A 20,390-nucleotide genomic window follows, 5' to 3' on the forward strand; every position below is an offset into this window, starting at 1 on the left:
GGACTGGCTCTTGCCTTCGTTTACAACGCACCTCCATCGGGGGCGGCAGCGGGCGCTGCAGCTTGACAAAGGCTGCGCATCATGCGCTTTTCCGCCCGATTTTGACCATGTTGCCGCGCGCTGTGTCCCACGAGCTTGCGCGGCTCTTTGCAATTCCGGGATAAGACGATGCACCGTTACCGCAGCCACACCTGTGCCGCCCTCCGCAAGTCGGACGTCGGTTCCACCGTTCGCCTTTCGGGCTGGGTCCACCGCGTCCGCGACCATGGCGGCCTGCTCTTCATCGACCTGCGCGACCACTACGGCATCACCCAGGTCGTTGCCGATCCCGACAGCCCCGCCTTCAAGGCGGCCGAGACCGTTCGCGGCGAATGGGTCGTGCGCATTGACGGCCTCGTCAAGGCGCGCATGGATGACACCGTCAACAAGGGCATGCCAACCGGCGAAATCGAACTCTATGCGCAGGAGATCGAGGTTCTCTCGGCCGCCAAGGAACTGCCGTTGCCGGTCTTTGGCGAGCCGGACTATCCGGAAGACGTGCGCCTCAAGTACCGCTTCCTCGACCTGCGTCGCGACACGCTGCACAAGAACATCGTCAAGCGCACCCAGATCATCTCGTCGATGCGCCGCCACATGGGCGACGTCGGTTTCACCGAATACACGACCCCGATCCTGACGGCCTCGTCGCCGGAAGGCGCGCGCGACTTCCTCGTGCCTTCGCGCATTCATCCCGGCAGCTTCTATGCCCTGCCGCAGGCGCCGCAGCAGTACAAGCAGTTGCTGATGGTCGCCGGCTTCGACCGCTACTTCCAGATCGCCCCGTGCTTCCGCGACGAAGACCCGCGCGCCGACCGCCTGCCGGGCGAGTTCTACCAGCTCGACCTGGAAATGAGCTTCGTCGAGCAGGAAGACGTCTGGTCGACGATGGAACCGGTGATCCGCGACATCTTCGTGGAGTTTGCCGACGGCAAGCCGGTGACGGAAAAGTTCCCGCGCATTCCTTACGACACGGCGATCCGCAAATACGGCTCCGACAAGCCGGACCTGCGCAACCCGATCGAGATGCAGGCGGTTACCGAACACTTCGCCGGTTCCGGCTTCAAGGTCTTCGCGAACATGATCGCGTCTAACCCGAAGGTCGAAGTCTGGGCGATCCCGGCCAAGACCGGTGGCTCGCGCGCCTTCTGCGACCGCATGAACGCCTGGGCGCAGAGCCAGGGTCAGCCCGGCCTCGGCTACATCTTCTGGCGCAAGGAGGGCGAAAAGCTCGAAGGCGCCGGCCCGCTCGCCAAGAACATCGGCGAAGAGCGCACGGATGCGATCCGCACCCAGCTCGGCCTCGACGACGGCGACGCCTGCTTCTTCGTCGCCGGTGACCCCGCCAAGTTCTACAAGTTTGCTGGCGAAGCCCGCACCCGCGCCGGCGAGGAACTGAACCTCGTCGACCGCGACCGCTACGAATTCTGCTGGATCGTCGACTTCCCGTTCTACGAATGGCTGGAAGACGAAAAGAAGATCGACTTCGCCCACAACCCCTTCTCGATGCCGCAGGGTGGTCTGGAAGCGCTGAACGGCGAAGATCCGCTGTCGATCAAGGCCTACCAGTACGACATGGTCTGCAACGGCTTCGAAATCGCCTCCGGCTCGATCCGTAACCAGCTTCCGGAAGTCATGGTCAAGGCGTTCGAGCTGACCGGCAAGTCGCAGCAGGAGGTCGAAGATCAGTTCGGCGGCCTCTACCGCGCCTTCCAGTACGGTGCACCGCCGCATGGCGGCATGGCATTCGGCATCGACCGTATCGTCATGCTGCTCGTCGGCGCCAAGAACCTGCGCGAGATTTCGATCTTCCCGATGAACCAGCAGGCCGTCGACCTCCTGATGGGCGCACCGTCGGAAGCGACGCCGGCCCAGCTGCGCGAACTGGCGATCCGCCCGATTCCGCAGAAGAAGGACTGAGGTCGAACGGACCTGACCCCAAAAGGAAAGCCCGGCGATCGTCTCGCCGGGCTTTTTCTTTGTCTGCGCCAGATGTCTGTTCAGTGCCTGCCGTAGATGGCGTCGCGAACCTCGCGGGTGAACGGACCCCACATGCCCTCGAAGGTCGTGTTCGTCATGGCTACGACGGTGATCTTCTGCCCTGCGCAGTGAGACGCTGGCCTTGCTGGAGGCGCGCTTCCGGCAGGGCATAGCGGACGGAGAACTACGTGCGGATACCGATGCCGGCGGCCTCGCGCGCTTCGTCGGCGCCATTCTCCAGGGCATGACCGTGCAGACGCAGGACGGTGCCGGCGATGCGGACCTCCTGCCGATCGCTGAACTTGCGATCGCCGAGGTCGGGCGCACCGGCAGCCGTCCGGTTAGGCGACCGACCGCCTGGCGCGGGTCAGAAATCCATGCCGGGGCCGGGCGGTGGCGTGGGTGGGTTCTTCTTCGGTTTTTCGGCGACCATCGCTTCGGTGGTTACAAGCAGGCCGGCGACCGACGCCGCATCCTGCAGCGCCGCCCGCACGACTTTCGCCGGATCGATGACGCCCATGCGGTAGAGATCGCCATATTCACCGGTCTGCGCGTTCCAACCCTGGGCGAAGTCGCTCATCTCCCGAAGTTTGCCGACGATGACCGAGCCTTCGGCGCCGGCGTTTTCGGCGATCTGGCGCACCGGCGCCTCCAGCGCCCGCCGGACGATCTCGACGCCGACGCGTTGGTCGTCATTTTCGGGCTTGAGCCCATCGAGCGCGTGGACGACGCGGAGCAGCGCGACGCCGCCGCCAGGTAGAATGCCTTCCTCCACCGCGGCCCGCGTCGCATGCAGCGCATCGTCGACCCGGTCCTTCTTTTCCTTCACTTCCACTTCCGTCGAGCCGCCCACCCGGATCACCGCGACGCCGCCGGCAAGCTTGGCCAGCCGTTCCTGCAGCTTCTCGCGATCGTAGTCGGAGGTCGTTTCCTCGATCTGCGCCTTGATCTGGCCGACACGCCCGTCGATGTCCGCCTTGGTGCCGGCGCCATCGACGATGGTGGTGTCTTCCTTCTCGACCATCACCCGCTTGGCCCGCCCGAGATTGGCGAGCGTCACGGTTTCAAGCTTGATGCCGAGATCTTCGGAGATGACGGTCCCGCCCGTCAGGATGGCGATGTCCTCGAGCATCGCCTTGCGCCGGTCGCCGAAGCCCGGCGCCTTGACGGCGGCGATCTTCAGCCCGCCGCGCAGCTTGTTGACGACCAGCGTCGCCAGCGCTTCGCCTTCCACATCTTCGGCGATGATCAACAGCGGCCGGCTTGCCTGGATCACTGCTTCGAGAATCGGGATCATCGCCTGCAGGTTGGAAAGCTTCTTTTCGTGAATGAGAATGTAGGGGTCTTCGAATTCAACCCGCATCTTCTCCTGGTCGGTGACGAAATAGGGGGAGAGATAGCCGCGGTCGAATTGCATGCCTTCGACGATCTCCAGCTCTATTTCGGCCGTCTTCGCCTCCTCGACCGTAATCACGCCTTCGTTGCCGACACGCTCCATTGCCTTTGCCAGATAGCTTCCGATTTCGGCGTCGCCGTTGGCCGAGATCGTGCCGACCTGCGCGATCTCCTCATTGTTGGAAATCTTGCGCGCATGGGTCTTCAGTTTTGCGACGATCGCATCGACGGCGAGATCGATGCCGCGTTTCAGATCCATCGGGTTCATGCCGGACGCGATTGCCTTCACACCCTCCTTGACGATGGCCTGTGCGAGCACGGTGGCCGTCGTTGTGCCGTCGCCGGCCACGTCGCTGGTGCGCGACGCGACCTCCCGCAGCATCTGCGCGCCCATGTTCTCGAACTTGTCGTCGAGCTCGATTTCCTTGGCGACCGACACGCCGTCCTTGGTGATGCGCGGCGCGCCGAAGGCGCGTTCGATGACGACGTTGCGTCCCTTCGGGCCGAGCGTGACCTTGACCGCATCGGCGAGAATGTCGACGCCGCGCAACATCCGATCGCGGGCATCGCTACTGAACCTGACTTCCTTGGCAGCCATTGTGGACCTCCCTCAACACGAACATATGGCCTCACGCACCCAGCCGCCCGGAAGGCGGCTTGCAATCGGACGTACCCGGCAACCGGCTTTCGCGACTACAGTCCCAAATTCCGCTCTTCTTCGTTGTCCGGGGTCAAGATATCGATCAGCGCCGCAACGCGGCCGGCCGGCAGATGGCGGCCTTCCCCGATCAGCGCTTCATCGTTGTTGACCCAGGCGATCGCCTCCGCAAGCTCGCCGGCCGTCGCGCCGGTCGCAAGCAGTTCGGCCATCAGCGTCTCGTCAACCGGGCCAAGGATGGCTGTAATGTCCGCCTGCTTCAGTCCCATGGGTTTCTCCTTCCGTTTTATCGGTCAGGAACATGGATTTCGGTCCTTGGTGGAATAAATAGGCCAGACCCGGCCGGCATCAAGCGCCGATCGCAAAGCCGCGACGTGCAGGCGTTAAAAAGGCGTGAGTAAGCTCACTGCGGCCGTAGCGCGTTATCGAGGAAATACCATTGGTCGAGATGGGCGCGGACGACCGGCTCGATCGTGTCGTTCAGCAACTGCATGTCATCCAGCAGCCGGGCATTGGGGCGCTCCTCCGCCGGCAAACGTATCGGCGGCAAGGCCGTGCATTCGAAGCGGAAGTCGTCGGTGCGAAGGCCGTACCAGGGGCAGATCGTAGCGCCCGTCATGCGCGCCAGCCGTATGGCGATGGCGATGTTGCCTTCCTGATGCGGCCGGCGGCCGAAGAACGGCCCGCGGATCATGCCGCCGAACCCCTCGTCGCAGAAGATGCTGACAACGCCGCCGCCTTTCAGAACCTTCAGTGCCGGCCGGATCCCGTCCATTCCCGGAGGCAGAAACTGCAAGCCAGCCTTGCTGCGCACCCGATCGGCGATCCACGCCTTGGCCCGGCCCTTGGGCGGCACATAGAAGGCATGCGGCTGGAGGCCGAGCTTGCGGAATGCGATCGTGCCCACTTCCCAGTTGCCGAGATGCAGGCCGACGAGAATGACTGGGCCACGGTTTGCCGCCTCACGGATGGGTGCAAGGCCCTCGGTCTTCAGCCGCTCCGGCCGCTGCTGCAATCGGTTGACGACGGAGAACTCCGTCATCAACCGTCCCTGAGCGCGACAGTTTTCGAGAAACAGTGCCTCGCGTTGCGGGGCGTCAAGGTCCGGCCGCAACTGTTCGATGGTTTCACGGGCGCGGCGGGTTGCCACCTTGTGGAAGCGCGGAACCATGAAGAGACCGAGCGCCGCCCCAAGCCTGGAGCAGGCGTCCATCGGCAGCAGCTTCATGCCGAAATGGGCGGCGATGTTGGCGACGTTCCAGATGTTGTCGGTGATCCAATAGCGCCGGAAGGCCCGCGCCCTGTCGCCACCCGCCAGTGCATCGGCGAGCCGCGGGGCGCTTTCCTCGGCGAAGATCCAGGCCCTGCGCTTGCCGATCGGCTGCGCCGCGTGCGGATCATCCGGCGCCATGCGACGGGGCCTCTCGCTTGTGCAAGGTGACCGGCAGGCCATTCTTCGGCCTGAGGGTCAGGCGGCAGATCGGTTCGACCGCGTGGCGCTGGCTCACACGAACCCGGTAGCGCTGCGCGATGATCGCCAGGCACAGGATCGCTTCGGTCAGCCCGAAATGCAGGCCGGGGCAGACGCGCGGTCCGCTGGCAAAGGGGATGAAGCTGTAGGGCGTCGGGCGCCGGCCTTCGGTAAACCGTTCCGGATGGAAGTGGTGTGGATCCTGGAAGAGGCTTTCAGTCCGGTGAAGGAGCCACGGCACGATCAGCACGAGCGAGCCCGGCTCTGCGGCAACGTCGCCGATCATATCCGCCTCGCGGGTCTGCCGCGCCAGGATCGGAACCGGTGGATAGAGGCGAAGCGTCTCCTCGATAACTGCCCGGCACCATTCGAGCTGAGGCACGTCGTCGATCGTCGGTGTCCGGTCGCCGCAGACCCTGGCGATTTCGTCGTGAACGGCCTTCTCGACCCAGCCTGCCTTCGAAAGCAGATACCAGGTCCAGGTCAGCGTCGCCGCCGTCGTCTCGTGCCCGGCCATGAAGATGGTCGCGGCCTCGTTACGCAAGGCGACGAGGTCGAGTTTCAGTTCCGGGTTTCGTTGCTGGCGCCGGATCAGCAGCTCGACCATCGAATTGTGGTCGCCGCGTCCGGCAAGGTGATCCTCAACCACCTTGTCGATGGTTGCGTGGATGCGCTTGACCGAACGACGCAGGCTCGGCGTGCGCAGCACCGGCAGGCCGTCGTCAAAGCCGAGGAAGTAACCGATGTTGATGGAATCGACCAGCGACTGGTAGCTGGTGAAGCCCTCGGTCACCGCCGCCGCGCTACCGTCGCCGAGCTGGTTACCGAAGACGCTGCGCGCGATGATTTCGGCGGTCAGCCCCGCCATTTCGTGCAACGCGTTGACCTCGGCGCCATCGGGCATGCGGTTCCAGCGCTCGACCAGTTCGCTGGTCGTATTTTCCATGACGGGCCCGAAAGAGGGGACCCGCTTGGCGTGGACGATGTCCGCCACTAGCGGCCGGCGTTGCTTCCAGGTGTCCCCGTCCGAAATAAACAGCCCGTCGCCCAGCAGGAATTCGAGTGCCCGGCGCATCTGCGGGCTCTTGCGCTCGAAGTTTTCATGACGCTTGACGACGACCTGCCGGATCAGGTCGGGCGAGTTGACGACGATGATCTGCCGCCCAAGGATCCGGGTCTGCGAGATCGTTTCGGTATAGTCGCTCGCCCGCCAGATCGACAGGAAATCCGTTCGCGCCTGGAGCAGCAGCCGCAACGGCTTACCGGGCGGGCCCGTATAGTAGTCAGCTCGGACGGGGGCGAATTTCCCCTCCAACAATTCTTCAGTGAAATTTACAGACTGCTGGAGCCAGGCGAGCATTTACGTCCGATCTGCCGTAACGTGGAGACGATATTCGGGCATGTATTTGTATATTTGCACAAAGTCCGAGACGTCCCCTTCGAGGCCTAGATGCTCTCAAGTTCGTTGGAAGTCGGATTCTGAATTGCCTGAGGGTGGCATGCACGATTTCGATGAAAAACGCTATCGCCTTACGGTGAAAATTTCTTGGTGCAAGCAATAGCTCACCGGGAAGAAAAGAGCCCCGCAGCCGATGCGTGCTCCACAAGGGCGTGCAACGTGATCCGACTATGCGGTTCGCAAGTAAGGGCGATGCTTGTTCTTTCACGGGAGGGCGGCGGCGCAGCTTTCGGCCGGCGAGGTCCGCCGAGTGAATGCCGTGGGCCACATGGGAAGCCGGTGCGGCGCCATCAAGCCTTGCGTGCCTGTCTCGGCGCGCAAGGCTGTCGTCATGTCGGTTTCTCCCGGGCTCGGCTGAGGCCGGGAGAGACCTGAACGATTAGTCGTTCGCCGTTACCTTGACGCCGAGCACCGACGGGATGGTGTTCGGCGCGCCCATGGCGGCACCCATGATCATCGGGAACGGAACCGGCTTTTCCGGTGCCGCGCTGATCGTCAGGCTCTTCGGGCCATCGAGATAGGCATTGACGGCAGCCGACACCTGGTTCTGCAGTTCCGGCACGTTGAGCTGCGCCATCATGATCGGCACCAGGCCCTTCAGCGACTGTGCCATCTGCTCACCGGTCACGCCCTGCTGCGAGCCGGCATAGTCGAGCGCCTTCTTGGTGATCGAGGCGTCGTCGAAGCGGATTTCGGCGCTGTTGAAGGTCAGCTGTTGCATGAGGCCCATCATGGCGAGACCCATGGCCTGGTTGGCCTCTTCCTTGTTCGGATTGGCTTCGGCAGCCTTCATCGCTTCCTGCATCGATTTGACGAAGGCAAGCGTGTAGCCGGAGATGTCGAGAGCGAAGTTCAACCGGCCGACATTCTTGAAGTCGAGCGCATATTCTTCGAGCGCGACATTGCCGCTTTCGACTTCCCAGCTGCCCTTCATCGTCAGGGCGCCGTCGATAGTGGTGAGGCCGAGCTTTTCGATCGCCTCCTTGGTCTTGGCGTCCTCGACCGACGACAGGTCGGCCTTGATGCCGGAAGCGGTCGCGTCGAAGTCGAAGCCGGCGTCATTTTCCTGGCGCGCGAGGTTGGCTTCGGTGCTTTCGAGCGAGAAGACTTCCTTGCCCTTGGAGCTGACGGCGATCGGGCCGGTGCTGGCGCTTTCATAGAGAATGATGTCGTTGATCGTTCCGCCGGTCGCATTGGCCGGGATCGTCAGGCCGGAGAGCAGGATATCCTTGACGGAAATGGCGCCTTCGTCCTGGCTGACATTGACGTCGGGGAACGAAACGGTTTCGGCGTAATAGCCGCCGCCTTCGGTCTCCTCGACGCCCTCAAAGGTCAGGTCCCCGATATTCAGGTCCACAGCGTCGCCCGGCTGGCTCGCGACCTTCAGCTTCACGCCGGTCACCGTCACCTTGTCGCCGTCGACTTCGGCCTTGTCATAGGTGATCGAGGTGCCGTTCGCGTTCGTCGCTGCGTCGAGCTTCTTCATCAAATCGGCGCCATCGAGCGCGAAGGCCGGGCCGGTCAGCGTGAGAAGCGCGGCGCTCGCCATCATCAGGCGGATCTTGCGCGTGTGCATCATTTCGAGTTCCTTCGTGAAAATCTTTGATTGTGTAGCTGTTTAAGAAGATAAGGCGTCGCTGATCTGGTTCCCTTGGCGAGGGCGTCAACTGTAGGCACATGGCAGCATTCGTCTTTGTCGGCGGCGCGCGGCCGCCAGTTCCGTCTGCCAATGCGCGTCCTGCGATCCCCCTTGCAAATCGTCCAAATCAACTCCAGCCGAAGCTATTACGAAACAGGGCGAAATTATATTCGCTTGGGCGAACCGCACATGTTCCTGCTCGGGCATGCTTTCCGGGACGTTACCTGGCGGCAGCCTCCGACGCATAGCGGCGCGACCGTTGCACGAACATTGCGCCGGGGCAAGCGGATCGGTGCGAGAGCCGGTTATTTGGGGCGAGGGGGTTCTCCACAAGCGCAAGCCCTGAAAACCTTGCCGTTCCGGGTTTGTTGCGCTAGCAAGAACCTATGGGACAAAGCCTCAATCCCCCGTCAGGCGGGGACGATCACATTCAGCCGGTTGACCTCAAGGCGGCGCTGGAAGAGCGTTACCTCGCCTATGCCTTGTCGACCATCATGCACCGCGCGCTTCCGGACGTTCGCGACGGGTTGAAGCCCGTGCATCGTCGTATCGTGCATGCGATGAGCGAGATGGGGCTGAGGCCCAACTCTTCGTTCAAGAAATGCGCGCGTATCGTCGGCGACGTGATGGGTAAGTTCCATCCGCACGGCGACGCGTCGATCTATGACGCGCTGGTGCGCCTGTCGCAGGAATTCGCGATCCGCTATCCGCTGGTCGACGGCCAGGGCAACTTCGGCAACATCGACGGCGATAACGCCGCGGCGATGCGCTACACCGAAGCGAAGATGACGGACGTCTGCTCTCTGCTCCTGGAAGGCATCGACCAGGACGCGGTGGATTTCCGCCCGACCTACAACGAGGAAGACCAGGAGCCGACCGTGCTCCCCGGCGCTTTCCCGAACCTGCTCGCAAACGGCGCGACCGGCATCGCCGTCGGCATGGCCACCTCGATCCCGCCGCACAACGCGCATGAACTCTGCGACGCGGCGCTGCATCTCATCCGCCATCCCGACGCGACCGTCGAGGATCTGCTTTACGATCCCGCCAACCCGCAAAAGGGCGGCATCGAAGGGCCCGACTTCCCGACCGGCGGCGTGATCGTCGAGGGCCGGGAAAGCATGGCCGAATCCTACCGCACCGGCCGTGGCGGTTTCCGTGTTCGTGCCCGCTGGGCGCAGGAAGACCTTGGGCGCGGCGGCTACCAGATCGTCGTCACCGAAATCCCCTATCAGGTGCAGAAGTCCCGCCTGATCGAAAAGATTGCCGAGCTCCTGGTCGCCCGCAAACTGCCGCTGCTCGAAGACATCCGCGACGAATCGGCCGAAGACATCCGCATCGTCCTCGTGCCGAAGACCCGTTCGGTCGATGCCGGCATTCTGATGGAATCGCTGTTCAAGCTGACCGAGCTCGAAAGCCGCATCCCACTCAACATGAACGTGCTGTCGCTCGGACGCGTGCCGCGCGTCATGGCGCTGAACGAAGTGCTGTCGGAATGGCTGGCGCATCGCCGCGAAGTGCTGCAGCGCCGATCGCGCCACCGGCTGGCCGCGATCGACCGCCGGCTCGAAATCCTCGGCGGCTACCTCGTCGCCTATCTGAACATCGACGAAGTCATTCGCATCATCCGCGAAGAGGATGAGCCGAAGACGGTGATGATGGAGCGGTTCTCGCTCACCGATCTCCAGGCCGAGTCGATCCTCAACATGCGCCTGCGCTCCTTGCGCAAGCTCGAGGAATTCGAGATCCGCACCGAGTTCGATGCGCTCTCGAAGGAGAAGGCCGAGATCGAGGCGCTGCTCGCCTCCGACGAAAAGCAATGGCAGACCGTCGCCTGGGAAATCGGCGAAGTCAAAAAGAAGTTTGCCAAGGCGACCGAGATCGGCAAGCGCCGCAGCACCTTTGCCGATGCGCCGGAAGCCGACGTAGAGGCGATCCAGCAGGCGATGATCGAGAAGGAACCGATCACCGTCGTCATCTCTGAGAAGGGCTGGATCCGCGCGCTGAAGGGCCACATCTCCGACACGTCTTCGCTCCAGTTCAAGGAGGGTGACGCGCTGAAGGTGGCGTTCCCGGCGCAGACGACCGACAAGATCCTCGTCTTCACGACAGGCGGCAAGGTCTATACGCTCGGCGGCGACAAGCTGCCCGGCGGTCGCGGCCATGGCGAGCCGCTGCGCATCATCGTCGACATGGAGACCGACCAGGACGTCCTGACGGCCTTCGTTCACGACCCGGCGCGCAAGCTCATCGTCGCCTCGGTTGCCGGCAACGGCTTCGTCGTCACCGAAAGCGATATCGTCGCCAATACCCGCAAGGGCAAGCAGGTGATGAACGTCTCGGCCAGCGACGAAGCGAAGCTGGTCGTTCCGGTCAAGGGCGATCACGTGGCCGTCGTCGGCGAAAACCGCAAGCTGGTCGTCTTCCCGCTCGTCCAGATCCCCGAGATGGCACGCGGCAAGGGCGTGCGGCTGCAGCGTTACAAGGATGGCGGCATCTCCGACATTCGCTGCTTCACGATCGCTGACGGTCTCGTCTGGGAAGACAGCGCCGGCCGGGTCTTTACCAAGACCAAGGACGAACTGATCGAATGGCAGGGCGACCGCGCTTCTGCCGGCCGCGTCGTTCCGAAGGGCTTCCCGCGCAGCGGCAAGTTCAGCGGCTGACCGGGATAAGGAGAGCCATGCGGTCGAGAGGCCGCGTGGCTCCTGTTTCGTTTTGGCGCAGTTTGGCGCAATCTCTTAAATCATTGGAAATCCAAATGAAACGCAGGCGCAACTGGCGCTTGTAAGCCGGAAGGCTATAATGGATCACTGCGCGTCCAACAGGGATGACAGCGATGCCGAATGCCACAGCCCTTGATGACGTCCTGCTGGCCCTTGCCCACCCGGTCCGCCGCCGGATGTTCGAGATCCTTTTTGCCGGCGAGGCGCGCGTCGCCGATATTGCCGTAGCCGTCGCGGTAGCCCGCGAAGAGCTGGAGACGCACATCGCGCTCCTGGAGGCTGCAGGCCTCGTCACCCGCCTCAAACGGCGCGACGGCGACGCCTTGATCGGCAATCCGGCGCCGTTGAGCGTCGCGGCCACCTGGATCAACACCAACCGCGAACTGTGGGTCATGCGCGTAGAGATGCCCGGCGTCCGCCCGGCTTCGCTGGGACAGCCGCAGGAGCCGCTGCCGGTGCGCGATCGGGGCGTCGACCACAAGCAGCGTCGTCCGCGGCCCAGCGGTCAGCGCGACGACAAGTCTTGAACACCGTTACTCGGCGCAGGCAACGGCCGCTCTCAGCGACCGGCTGCGCAACTGCCAAAGCGAATGGCCGATCAGCGCGAAGACGAGAATCGAGCCACCGATCAGCGTCTGCGTTGTCGGCGTTTCAGCGAAGACCATCCAGACCCAGATCGGCGCGAGAATAGTCTCTAGCAGATAGAACATGCCCACTTCCGGGGCTGAGAGATAACGCGGCCCGGTCGCAAGGCAGAAGAAGGCGAGCGGGATCATCACCAGGCCGTTGAAGAGGATGTAGCCGGGGGCGGCGATCGTGAAGCCGCCGGCCGGCAGCATCAGGAGAGCGACGGCCGCCGGGAAGATCGCCGTCACCAGCGGCACCAGCGCCATGTCGCGCTTGCTCGCACGGCTGATCGTAATCGCGCTTGCCAGCAGAAAGGCGGAGGATGCCGCCATGGCGTCGCCGAAGAGGTGACCGCTTTCCAGTCCGTCCTGGACGATCAGCCCGACGCCGAGCACCATGACCAGCATGGTCACGAGCGTCGCGTTCGATGGTCTCTCCTTCAGAAAGATCCAGGAGAGGATGGCGGCAAACATCGAGGTGAAGGCGAGGATGAAGACCACATTCGCCGTCGAGGTGTTGAAGACGGCGAGCAGGAACGTGCAGGAATTGATTCCGTAGAAGACGCCGACCAAAAGGCCGGTCTTGCCCGGCAGCAGCGAAATCTTCCGGCCGAGCACCCGGTTAAGCACGAACCAGGCGCCGAGCGCGATCACGAAAGTCGACAGGCTGCGCACGGCGAGCAGCGACCAGACGTCGCCGCCGGCGGATCGGATGAGCGGAATGTCGAAGGAGAGGGCAAGGCCGCCGAGGCCGGTGATGGCAAGGCCGCGCCGGTGCATCGCGGCATCGGAAGATGAACTCAATTTCTAACCCGTTTTCGTAGGAGCGGCTTCCAGGGTGGTGTCTCCGCCTTCATAGCGCTCCCAGCCACGGGCCATGAGGTGCTCTTGCGGCAAAAACTTTGTTTTATACCCCATCTTGCGCGAGCCTTTCACCCAGTAGCCGAGATAGACGTGGGGAAGGCCGCGCTCCCGGGCGCGGCGAATGTGATCGAGAATCATGAAGGTGCCGAGCGACCGCTCTTCCTGCGTCGGGTCGAAGAAGGAGTAGACCATCGACAGTCCGTCGCCCATGCGGTCGGTGAGCGCCGCAGCGATCAGCGGCCCGCGTGCCTTCTCGCTGACGCCGTCGCCTTCGACCCTCAGGCGATACTCGATAATCTTGGTGTGCACATGGGTGTCCTCGACCATCATCGCATAGTCGAGCACCGACATGTCCGACATGCCGCCCTTCTGGTGACGTCGGTCGAGGTATCGACGGAAGAGGTTGTACTGCTCGCTCGACGGCTCGGCCGGATATTCCGCCGAGATCACGTCGTGATTGGCGGCAAGCACCCGGCGCATGGAACGGGTGGGCTTGAACTCGTTGGCGAGGATGCGCACCGAAATACAGGCGCGGCAGGTCTCGCAAGCCGGGCGATAGGCGATGTTCTGCGAGCGTCGGAAGCCGCCTTGCGTCAGGAGATCATTGAGCTCGGGCGCGCGCTCGCCCACCATGTGGGTGAAAACCTTCCGCTCCATCTCGTTCGGCAGATAAGGGCAGGCTGCCGGCGCAGTCAGATAAAATTGCGGAGACGGTGCGGTCTGTGTGTTCATCGAGTGCGGAGGTCACTCTTCGCGCTGTGGTTCATGACAGTAGCATGGCGCAAGAATGGAAAACGTCAACTCACTCGTTTGCCGCTTCCGCCTGCGCCGGCCGATATTTTAGTGGTGACCACAATAGGTGGCGGCGGTGAGGCGGAAAACACCGCCTTACGCTTTCAGCTCTATGCCTGCGCCGGTTTCAATACATGTCGCGGCGCACCGTGACGGTACCGATCAGCAGGTCGTGCAGCAGGCGGCTGCGGTCGGTGAAAAGGCCGATCAGCAGGATCAGCGGCGTCAGCAGCGCGTTGGCGATCCAGAAGATGACGAGGTGGACGATCGCCGTCAGGAAGTCCATCGGGCGTCCATCAGTTCGAGCGATCGCCAGGCCCATCAAGCGCATACCGGGAGAGGCCTGTTCGCGGCCACCGACCGTCAGTCCGAAATAGAGCATGGCGACGATCGCAAAGAGCGCCGGATAAAGCATGAAGCCGAGGCCGAGCGTCAGGATGCCGAGGAAGAAGACGACGACCGCCGCGGGGATCCAGAGGAGCGCGATGATCGCGTAATCGAGCAGAAAGGCAAAGACGCGTCGCGACAGCACGCCCTGATAGGCGCGCCAGTCATTGCTCGGCAGCCTCAGTTCTTCGTTGTGCATGGTCATCGGTCAAAAGCCTCGTTTGGTTGCAGCAAGGATATGGGATGGCATTCCCTGCAAAACAAGGATCGGAGCCGGGATCAAGCGGTACGTTTCAGCGGCCTTTGGCGAGAATGCGGGCCACTTCGACCGCGAAGTAGCTGAGGATGCCGTCGCAGCCGGCGCGCTTGAAGGCGAGCAGCGTTTCGAGCATCACCTTCTCGCCATCGATCCAGCCGTTGGCAGCCGCCGCCTTCACCTGCGAATACTCGCCGGACACCTGATAGGCAAAGACCGGCAGGCCAAAGGCTTCCTTCATCCGCCAGCAGATGTCGAGATAGGGAAGGCCTGGCTTCACCATCAGCATGTCGGCGCCTTCCTCGACGTCGAGGGCTGCGTCGCGGATCGCTTCGGTGCCGTTGGCCGGGTCGATGTAATAGGTCTTCTTGTCGCCTTTCAGAAGGCCGCCGGTGCCGATCGCCTCGCGATAGGGACCGTAGAAGCCGGAGGCGAACTTCGTCGCATAGGACATGATGCCGACATTCTGGTGGCCGTGAGCGTCGAGCGCCTGGCGGATGGCGCCGATGCGTCCGTCCATCATGTCGGAGGGGGCGATGATATCGGAGCCGGCGTCCGCCTGGGCGACGGCCGCCCTTGCGATCGTCTCGACCGTCTCGTCGTTGACGATCTCGCCATTGCGCAGGATGCCGTCATGGCCGTGGCTCGTGAAGGGGTCGAGCGCGACGTCGGTGATGATGCCGATCTCAGGCACGGCTTTCTTGAAGGCGCGCGTCGCCTGGTTGATCAGGTTGTCGGCGGCAAGACTGTTGGAGCCGGTATCGTCGCGCAGCGACAGGTCGATGTTGGGGAAGGTGGCGATCGCCGGGATGCCGAGATCGGCCGCTTCCTTCACCGCTTCGACCGCCTTGTCGATGCTCATGCGGTTGACGCCCGGCATCGCGTCGATCGGCTGGATGATGTTCTCGCCCGGCACGATGAAGATCGGCCAGATCAGGTCGTCGACGGTCAGGCGGTTTTCCTGCACCAGCCGGCGCGTCCAGTCGGCCTTGCGGTTGCGGCGCATGCGGCGGTGGCCGGTGACCCTGTCCACAAGATTTGTCCTGTCGTTCATCGCGCCGCGCCTTTCCCGTGAAAATCGTCGATAGCCAAGCGCTTTATCATGGGCTGGCCGCCATTGGGAACCGCGCGGCCGGCGAACGGGCTGCGGCATTTCTTCTCTTTAAGAGGAGCCATGGGGGAGGGGACGGCGCGATGCCGCTGGCGGATGGCAAAGACCCGCCCTATCTTGCCGGCCATGCTTCATGATTCTGCCCATGTGCCGAAACCGTCGCTGACCGAGATCCTCTTCGGTCTCTTTCTGCGTCTGGTCTCCGCCTCATGCATCTGGTTCGCGCTGAACTACTGGGCCATGCTGATCGGCTTTTCCCATGGCGGCGCCGGACGCTTCGATCTCCTGACGCCGGAGTGGCGGGCGGCCGCAACCGCACTTGCCGTCATCTATCCGGTCGCCGCCCTCGGCCTGTGGCTGCTGGTCTCCTGGGGGCCGGTCGTCTGGGTGGTTGCGGCAGCCATCGAGATCGTGATGTGCGAGTTCTATCCGGCCAGTTTCGGCGGCCGTCCGCTGCTGGTCGTGCTGCATGCGGCGGTTGCCGTTACCTTCGTTCTTTTCCGCGCGGCGATCTTCTACCAGCGCTGGCGGCTCGCCAGGCAGGTAAGGGTTGATTCACCCTGAGACAGGGTCGCCAAATGGCAAGCTCTTGTTAAGGCTGCGGTTTAAGTAGAATTTTAGACGTATTCGATAGGGTCTCACTCAAGGCGGGAAGACAAACAGACACCGCCAAACAAAACAGTGAGGCAGTCAAATGAACACCAAGATGAAGCCGCAGGCAGTTCAGCCCCGAGACCCCCAGGAAGAAACCATCCGCGGTCTCTATATGGAATCCCTTCACCTCGTCGAGCGTCTGCACCGCCGCCTGCTCGACGTCATCAAGGACGAGTTCGACCGCGAAGGTCGCAGCGACGTCAACGCCGTTCAGGCCCTGTTGCTCTTCAACATCGGCAACTCGGAACTGACCGCCGGCGAACTTCGCTCCCGCGGCTACTACCTCGGCTCGAACGTCTCCTACAACGTCAAGAAGCTCGTCGATCTCGGCCTGATCAACCACCAGCGCTCCCGCGTCGACCGCCGCTCGGTCCGCATCAGCCTGACGGAAGACGGCCAGGAAATCGCCGAAACCGTTGCCAAACTCTACGAGCGCCACGTCGGCTCGATCCAGAAGGTCGGCGGCATCGGCTCGGACGAGTTCACCCAGATGAACAAGCTCTTGCAGCGCCTCGATCGCTTCTGGAACGACTCGATCATGTATCGCCTGTAATCAGGCCAAAACCTCCAGTTCAAGGGTCGGGCGCAATCCCTGCGTGTCCGACCTTTGCCATTTGCGGCACCCCGTTCTGTTGCCGAAAAGCTGCACCGCTGCGGCACGCTTTCCTCGCGTTCGCGTGATTTTTCAAACCAAAAACATTAGTAAATCAGAATGTTGCCGTTTCCGGTTCGGCCGCAACCCAGTCGCGTCCAGCGAAAAGCAAAAGGCATGCCATGTCGCCGTTCGCTCGCGCCGAGACACGAATTGGCCATATTGCTATGACAGCGACGACGGCATGCGGTAGGTGCGCCCACGTGTTTTCTTGCATGTGGATTCGTTTCGCGTTTCGCCTGCCGGATGAGGGTCCTCACTCGCGGCATCGTGAAGACATGTGAGGGCAGGGTGGCTCGTTGGTTGACCTTTGTTAACCACGATCGTGTTAGGGCTCCGGCAACGTGCGTGTCAGCGCATAGGGCGCGTGCCGACGCATTGGGATGGTAGGATTATGTCGAAAAAGAATGGAATTGATGCATTCTCGCGCCGCGCCTTCTTGCGCTCGGCAGCGACCTTCGGCGCCGTGGCAGTCGCCGGCGCGGCAAGCGCACAGGACGCCCTGAACGAGATCATCAATTCGCCTCGCCGTGGCTCCTGGGACGACCAGTTTGACGCGAAAGGGGCATCGCGCACCGCGACGACGGTCGTTTCGAACACGCCGGTTTTCGGCCCGGAAACGATCGCCCATGTGCAGCAGGCGATCTTCGACTATCAGAACATCGTGTCCCAGGGCGGCTGGCCGTCGGTCCAGACCAGCGTCAAGCTTGAACTCGGCGTCACCGATCCGTCCGTGCAGCAGCTCCGCCAGCGCCTGATGGTTTCCGGCGACCTGCCGCGTTCGGCCGGCATCTCCTCGTCCTTCGACAGCTACGTCGAAGGCGCGGTCAAGCGCTTCCAGGCCCGCCACGGCCTGCCGGCGGACGGCGTCATCGGCGAATACACGCTGAAGGCGATCAACGTCGACGCCAACACCCGCCTCGGCCAGCTCCAGACCAACCTCGTGCGCCTGCAGTCGATGTCCGGCGACCTCGGCCGCCGCTACGTGATGGTCAACATCCCTGCGGCCTACATCGAAGCGGTCGAGAACGGCCGCGTGGCGCTGCGCCACACGGCGATCGTCGGCAAGATCGACCGCCAGTCGCCGATCCTGAACTCGAAGATTTACGAGGTCATCCTCAACCCCTACTGGACCGCGCCGCGCTCGATCATCCAGAAGGATATCATGCCGCTGATGCGTAAGGATCCGACCTATCTGGCGCGCAACTCGATCCGCCTGTTTGATGGCAGCGGCGGCGAAGTGTCGCCGGAGACGGTCGACTGGAACGCCGAAAAAGCGCCGAACCTGATGTTCCGCCAAGACCCGGGCAAGATCAACGCGATGTCGTCGACGAAGATCAACTTCCACAACGAGCATCAGGTCTACATGCACGACACGCCGCAGCAGGGCCTGTTCAACAAGCTGATGCGCTTCGAATCGTCGGGCTGCGTGCGCGTACAGAACGTGCGCGACCTTTCGACCTGGCTTCTGAAGGAAACGCCCGGCTGGTCGCGCCAGCAGATCGAGGCGACCATCAAGACCGGCGTCAACACGCCGATCACGCTCGCCGAGGAAGTCCCTGTTTTCTTCACCTACATCACCGCCTGGTCTGCCAAGGACGGCGTCGTGCAGTTCCGCGACGATATCTATCAGCGCGACGGTGCCACCGAACTGGCGCTGCAGACCCCCTATGGCGTCGAGCAGTCGCCCGGCTCGGTCGACCAGGACGCCTTGCCGCAATAAGCGAATTTGCGACACGGAATTCTTCGAGCCGCGCTTCCCTTGGGAGCGCGGCTTTTTCATGGGTTGAGCGCCGCGATATTTCGGCGCGGCAGATGGGGGAAATGACGCAAACCGCACAGCGGATATTGCTCTCGCCGTGCGAGGAAGCTAAAGAACTGCCACCCTTGAGAGGAGCCTCGCGCCGATGACTGCACAGACGAATGACGCCTTCTTCACCCGCTCTCTGGCCGACAGCGATCCGGACATCTTCGGTGCGATCGAAAAGGAGCTGGGTCGCCAGCGCCACGAGATCGAGCTGATCGCCTCCGAGAACATCGTTTCCCGCGCCGTGCTCGAAGCCCAGGGCTCGATCATGACCAACAAATATGCCGAGGGCTACCCGGGCAAGCGCTACTACGGCGGCTGCCAGTTCGTCGACATCGCCGAGGAGTTGGCGATCGAGCGCGCCAAGAAGCTCTTCGGCGTCAACTTCGCCAACGTTCAGCCGAACTCCGGTTCGCAGATGAACCAGGCCGTGTTCCTGGCGCTCCTGCAGCCGGGTGACACCTTCATGGGCCTCGACCTCAACTCGGGCGGTCACCTGACGCACGGTTCGCCGGTCAACATGTCCGGCAAGTGGTTCAACGTCGTCTCCTACGGCGTGCGTGAAGACGATCACCTGCTCGACATGGACAACGTCGCCGAGCAGGCGCGCAAGCACAAGCCGAAGCTGATCATCGCCGGCGGCACCGCTTACTCGCGCATCTGGGACTGGAAGCGCTTCCGCGAGATCGCAGACGAAGTCGGCGCCTGGCTGATGGTCGACATGGCGCACATCGCCGGTCTCGTTGCCGGTGGCCAGCATCCGTCGCCGTTCCCGCATTGCCACGTTGCAACGACGACGACGCACAAGTCGCTCCGCGGCCCGCGCGGCGGCATGATTCTGACCAACGACGAAGATATCGCCAAGAAGATCAACTCGGCCGTCTTCCCGGGTCTCCAGGGCGGTCCGCTGATGCACGTCATCGCCGCCAAGGCCGTGGCACTCGGCGAAGCGCTGCAGCCGTCGTTCAAGGACTATGCGGCTCAGGTCGTCAAGAACGCCCGCACGCTCGCCGAAACGCTGAAGGCCAACGGCCTCGACATCGTATCGGGCGGCACGGACAACCACCTGATGCTCGTCGACCTGCGCAAGAAGAACGCAACCGGCAAGCGCGCGGAAGCCGCCCTTGGCCGTGCCTTCATCACCTGCAACAAGAACGGCATTCCGTTCGATCCTGAAAAGCCCTTCGTCACCTCGGGTGTCCGTCTCGGCACGCCCGCCGGCACGACCCGTGGCTTCAAGGAAGCCGAGTTCAAGGAAATCGGCGAGCGGATCGTCGAGGTTCTTGACGGCCTGAAGGTCGCCAACTCCGACGAGGGCAATGCCGCCGTCGAAGCCGGTGTTCGCGACAAGGTCATCAAGCTGACCGACCGCTTCCCGATGTACGGCTACATGTGATCGGTCGCCCATGCGCTGCCCCTATTGCGGTTCTGAAGACAGTCAGGTGAAGGATTCCCGTCCGGCAGAGGACGGGAATGCCATTCGCCGCCGCCGGATTTGTCCGGATTGCGGAGGTCGTTTCACGACCTTCGAACGGGTGCAGTTGCGTGAACTGATGATCATCAAGAAAACCGGTCGGAAGGTTCCTTTCGACCGGGACAAGCTTCTCCGGTCCTTCGAGATTGCGCTGCGCAAGCGCCCGGTCGATCGCGACCGCATCGAGCGGGCTGTTTCCGGCATCGTCCGTCGCCTCGAAAGCTCCGGCGAGACCGAGATCCCTTCGGAAGAAATCGGCCTGCAGGTGCTCGAAGCGCTGAAGAGCCTCGATGACGTGGCCTTCGTGCGCTACGCTTCGGTCTATCGCGATTTCTCCCATGCGGAGGATTTTGAGAAGGTCATCACCGAGATCAGCGCCAAGATCGCGCGCGATCCCGGCGAGTAG

At 62.8% G+C, this 20,390-nt stretch carries 17 protein-coding genes and 1 pseudogene; 8 read left to right on the forward strand and 10 right to left on the reverse strand.

From position 1 onward, the window contains the following. Positions 1-168: 168 nt before the first annotated feature. Positions 169-1,956 (forward strand): aspartate--tRNA ligase, encoded by a 1,788-nt coding sequence (aspS, locus tag IB277_RS03585; protein WP_060580900.1) that lies wholly within the window; start codon positions 169-171, stop codon positions 1,954-1,956. 427 nt (positions 1,957-2,383) lie between these two features. Here the strand turns inward: aspS and groL are convergent, their stop codons facing one another. From groL to IB277_RS03610, 5 genes are all read right to left on the reverse strand, one after another. Continuing rightward, complete coding sequence (groL, locus tag IB277_RS03590; protein ID WP_090294569.1) at positions 2,384-4,009, reverse strand: chaperonin GroEL; 1,626 nt, start codon at positions 4,007-4,009, stop codon at positions 2,384-2,386. 95 nt (positions 4,010-4,104) lie between these two features. Next, a complete protein-coding gene (locus IB277_RS03595) occupies positions 4,105-4,338 on the reverse strand; it encodes a hypothetical protein (protein ID WP_034803790.1) in 234 nt (77 codons plus the stop codon). A 134-nt stretch (positions 4,339-4,472) separates the two neighbouring features. Further along, entirely contained in the window at positions 4,473-5,480 is a 1,008-nt protein-coding gene (locus tag IB277_RS03600) for a lysophospholipid acyltransferase family protein (protein ID WP_162731779.1), read from the reverse strand. Continuing rightward, positions 5,467-6,795 (reverse strand): cytochrome P450, encoded by a 1,329-nt coding sequence (locus IB277_RS03605; protein WP_226020675.1) that lies wholly within the window; start codon positions 6,793-6,795, stop codon positions 5,467-5,469. Before IB277_RS03605 ends, IB277_RS03600 begins: the two co-directional genes overlap by 14 nt. Positions 6,796-7,378: 583 nt before the next feature. Continuing rightward, positions 7,379-8,578 (reverse strand): hypothetical protein, encoded by a 1,200-nt coding sequence (locus IB277_RS03610; protein WP_034803785.1) that lies wholly within the window; start codon positions 8,576-8,578, stop codon positions 7,379-7,381. 446 nt (positions 8,579-9,024) lie between these two features. Between IB277_RS03610 and parC the strand changes: the two genes are divergently transcribed. Together parC and IB277_RS03620 are read left to right on the forward strand one after the other, a co-directional pair. Next, the gene (gene parC / locus IB277_RS03615) at positions 9,025-11,301 is read left to right on the forward strand and encodes a DNA topoisomerase IV subunit A (RefSeq protein WP_034803783.1); all 2,277 of its coding nucleotides are present in this window, start codon (positions 9,025-9,027) and stop codon (positions 11,299-11,301) included. A gap of 173 nt (positions 11,302-11,474) precedes the next feature. Further along, a pseudogene (locus IB277_RS03620) lies at positions 11,475-11,768 on the forward strand (transcriptional regulator); the annotation flags it as partial. A 126-nt stretch (positions 11,769-11,894) separates the two neighbouring features. Here the strand turns inward: IB277_RS03620 and IB277_RS03625 are convergent. The 5 genes from IB277_RS03625 to IB277_RS03645 form a co-directional block, all read right to left on the reverse strand. Next, complete coding sequence (locus tag IB277_RS03625) at positions 11,895-12,791, reverse strand: DMT family transporter (protein ID WP_060522160.1); 897 nt, start codon at positions 12,789-12,791, stop codon at positions 11,895-11,897. Positions 12,792-12,794: 3 nt separating this feature from the next. Then, the gene (locus IB277_RS03630; protein ID WP_034803779.1) at positions 12,795-13,583 is read right to left on the reverse strand and encodes an arginyltransferase; all 789 of its coding nucleotides are present in this window, start codon (positions 13,581-13,583) and stop codon (positions 12,795-12,797) included. A 187-nt stretch (positions 13,584-13,770) separates the two neighbouring features. Then, positions 13,771-14,235, reverse strand: coding sequence for an RDD family protein (locus tag IB277_RS03635; RefSeq protein ID WP_034803777.1), 465 nt, complete (start codon positions 14,233-14,235; stop codon positions 13,771-13,773). An 88-nt stretch (positions 14,236-14,323) separates the two neighbouring features. Continuing rightward, positions 14,324-15,340 carry a porphobilinogen synthase gene (hemB, locus tag IB277_RS03640; RefSeq protein ID WP_090294563.1) on the reverse strand — a complete coding sequence of 339 codons (1,017 nt, stop codon included), beginning with the start codon at positions 15,338-15,340 and terminating at the stop codon, positions 14,324-14,326. Further along, positions 15,337-15,525, reverse strand: coding sequence for a hypothetical protein (locus IB277_RS03645; protein ID WP_060522162.1), 189 nt, complete (start codon positions 15,523-15,525; stop codon positions 15,337-15,339). The genes hemB and IB277_RS03645 overlap by 4 nt, the downstream gene beginning before the upstream one ends. Between IB277_RS03645 and IB277_RS03650 the strand changes: the two genes are divergently transcribed. The 5 genes from IB277_RS03650 to nrdR all read left to right on the forward strand — a co-directional run bounded on the left by IB277_RS03650 (position 15,524) and on the right by nrdR (position 20,390). Next, positions 15,524-15,961 carry a DUF6163 family protein gene (locus IB277_RS03650; RefSeq protein WP_090294561.1) on the forward strand — a complete coding sequence of 146 codons (438 nt, stop codon included), beginning with the start codon at positions 15,524-15,526 and terminating at the stop codon, positions 15,959-15,961. The genes IB277_RS03645 and IB277_RS03650 overlap by 2 nt on opposite strands. Before the next feature lie 130 nt (positions 15,962-16,091). Next, positions 16,092-16,604 (forward strand): transcriptional regulator LdtR, encoded by a 513-nt coding sequence (gene ldtR, locus IB277_RS03655; protein ID WP_034803764.1) that lies wholly within the window; start codon positions 16,092-16,094, stop codon positions 16,602-16,604. Between the two features lie 493 nt (positions 16,605-17,097). Then, entirely contained in the window at positions 17,098-18,426 is a 1,329-nt protein-coding gene (locus IB277_RS03660; protein WP_034803761.1) for a murein L,D-transpeptidase, read from the forward strand. Positions 18,427-18,610: 184 nt separating this feature from the next. Then, on the forward strand, positions 18,611-19,906 hold the full coding sequence (gene glyA, locus IB277_RS03665) for a serine hydroxymethyltransferase (RefSeq protein WP_034803759.1): 1,296 nt from the start codon (positions 18,611-18,613) through the stop codon (positions 19,904-19,906). A gap of 10 nt (positions 19,907-19,916) precedes the next feature. Further along, positions 19,917-20,390: a transcriptional regulator NrdR gene (nrdR, locus tag IB277_RS03670; protein WP_034803756.1), complete on the forward strand. Its 474-nt coding sequence runs from the start codon at positions 19,917-19,919 to the stop codon at positions 20,388-20,390.

The organism is Ensifer sp. ENS07, assembly GCF_014852185.1.
GTDB lineage: Bacteria > Pseudomonadota > Alphaproteobacteria > Rhizobiales > Rhizobiaceae > Ensifer > Ensifer adhaerens.

What these genes read in the sequence shown, in the direction of transcription:
- aspS (WP_060580900.1), top strand. Translation starts at nt 169, where the DNA reads ATGCACCGTTACCGCAGCCACACCTGTGCCGCCCTCCGCAAGTCGGAC.
- groL (WP_090294569.1), bottom strand. Translation starts at nt 4,009, where the DNA reads ATGGCTGCCAAGGAAGTCAGGTTCAGTAGCGATGCCCGCGATCGGATG.
- IB277_RS03595 (WP_034803790.1), bottom strand. Translation starts at nt 4,338, where the DNA reads ATGGGACTGAAGCAGGCGGACATTACAGCCATCCTTGGCCCGGTTGAC.
- IB277_RS03600 (WP_162731779.1), bottom strand. Translation starts at nt 5,480, where the DNA reads ATGGCGCCGGATGATCCGCACGCGGCGCAGCCGATCGGCAAGCGCAGG.
- IB277_RS03610 (WP_034803785.1), bottom strand. Translation starts at nt 8,578, where the DNA reads ATGATGCACACGCGCAAGATCCGCCTGATGATGGCGAGCGCCGCGCTT.
- parC (WP_034803783.1), top strand. Translation starts at nt 9,025, where the DNA reads ATGGGACAAAGCCTCAATCCCCCGTCAGGCGGGGACGATCACATTCAG.
- IB277_RS03630 (WP_034803779.1), bottom strand. Translation starts at nt 13,583, where the DNA reads ATGAACACACAGACCGCACCGTCTCCGCAATTTTATCTGACTGCGCCG.
- IB277_RS03635 (WP_034803777.1), bottom strand. Translation starts at nt 14,235, where the DNA reads ATGACCATGCACAACGAAGAACTGAGGCTGCCGAGCAATGACTGGCGC.
- hemB (WP_090294563.1), bottom strand. Translation starts at nt 15,340, where the DNA reads ATGAACGACAGGACAAATCTTGTGGACAGGGTCACCGGCCACCGCCGC.
- IB277_RS03650 (WP_090294561.1), top strand. Translation starts at nt 15,524, where the DNA reads ATGCTTCATGATTCTGCCCATGTGCCGAAACCGTCGCTGACCGAGATC.
- IB277_RS03645 (WP_060522162.1), bottom strand. Translation starts at nt 15,525, where the DNA reads ATGGCCGGCAAGATAGGGCGGGTCTTTGCCATCCGCCAGCGGCATCGC.
- ldtR (WP_034803764.1), top strand. Translation starts at nt 16,092, where the DNA reads ATGAACACCAAGATGAAGCCGCAGGCAGTTCAGCCCCGAGACCCCCAG.
- IB277_RS03660 (WP_034803761.1), top strand. Translation starts at nt 17,098, where the DNA reads ATGTCGAAAAAGAATGGAATTGATGCATTCTCGCGCCGCGCCTTCTTG.
- glyA (WP_034803759.1), top strand. Translation starts at nt 18,611, where the DNA reads ATGACTGCACAGACGAATGACGCCTTCTTCACCCGCTCTCTGGCCGAC.
- nrdR (WP_034803756.1), top strand. Translation starts at nt 19,917, where the DNA reads ATGCGCTGCCCCTATTGCGGTTCTGAAGACAGTCAGGTGAAGGATTCC.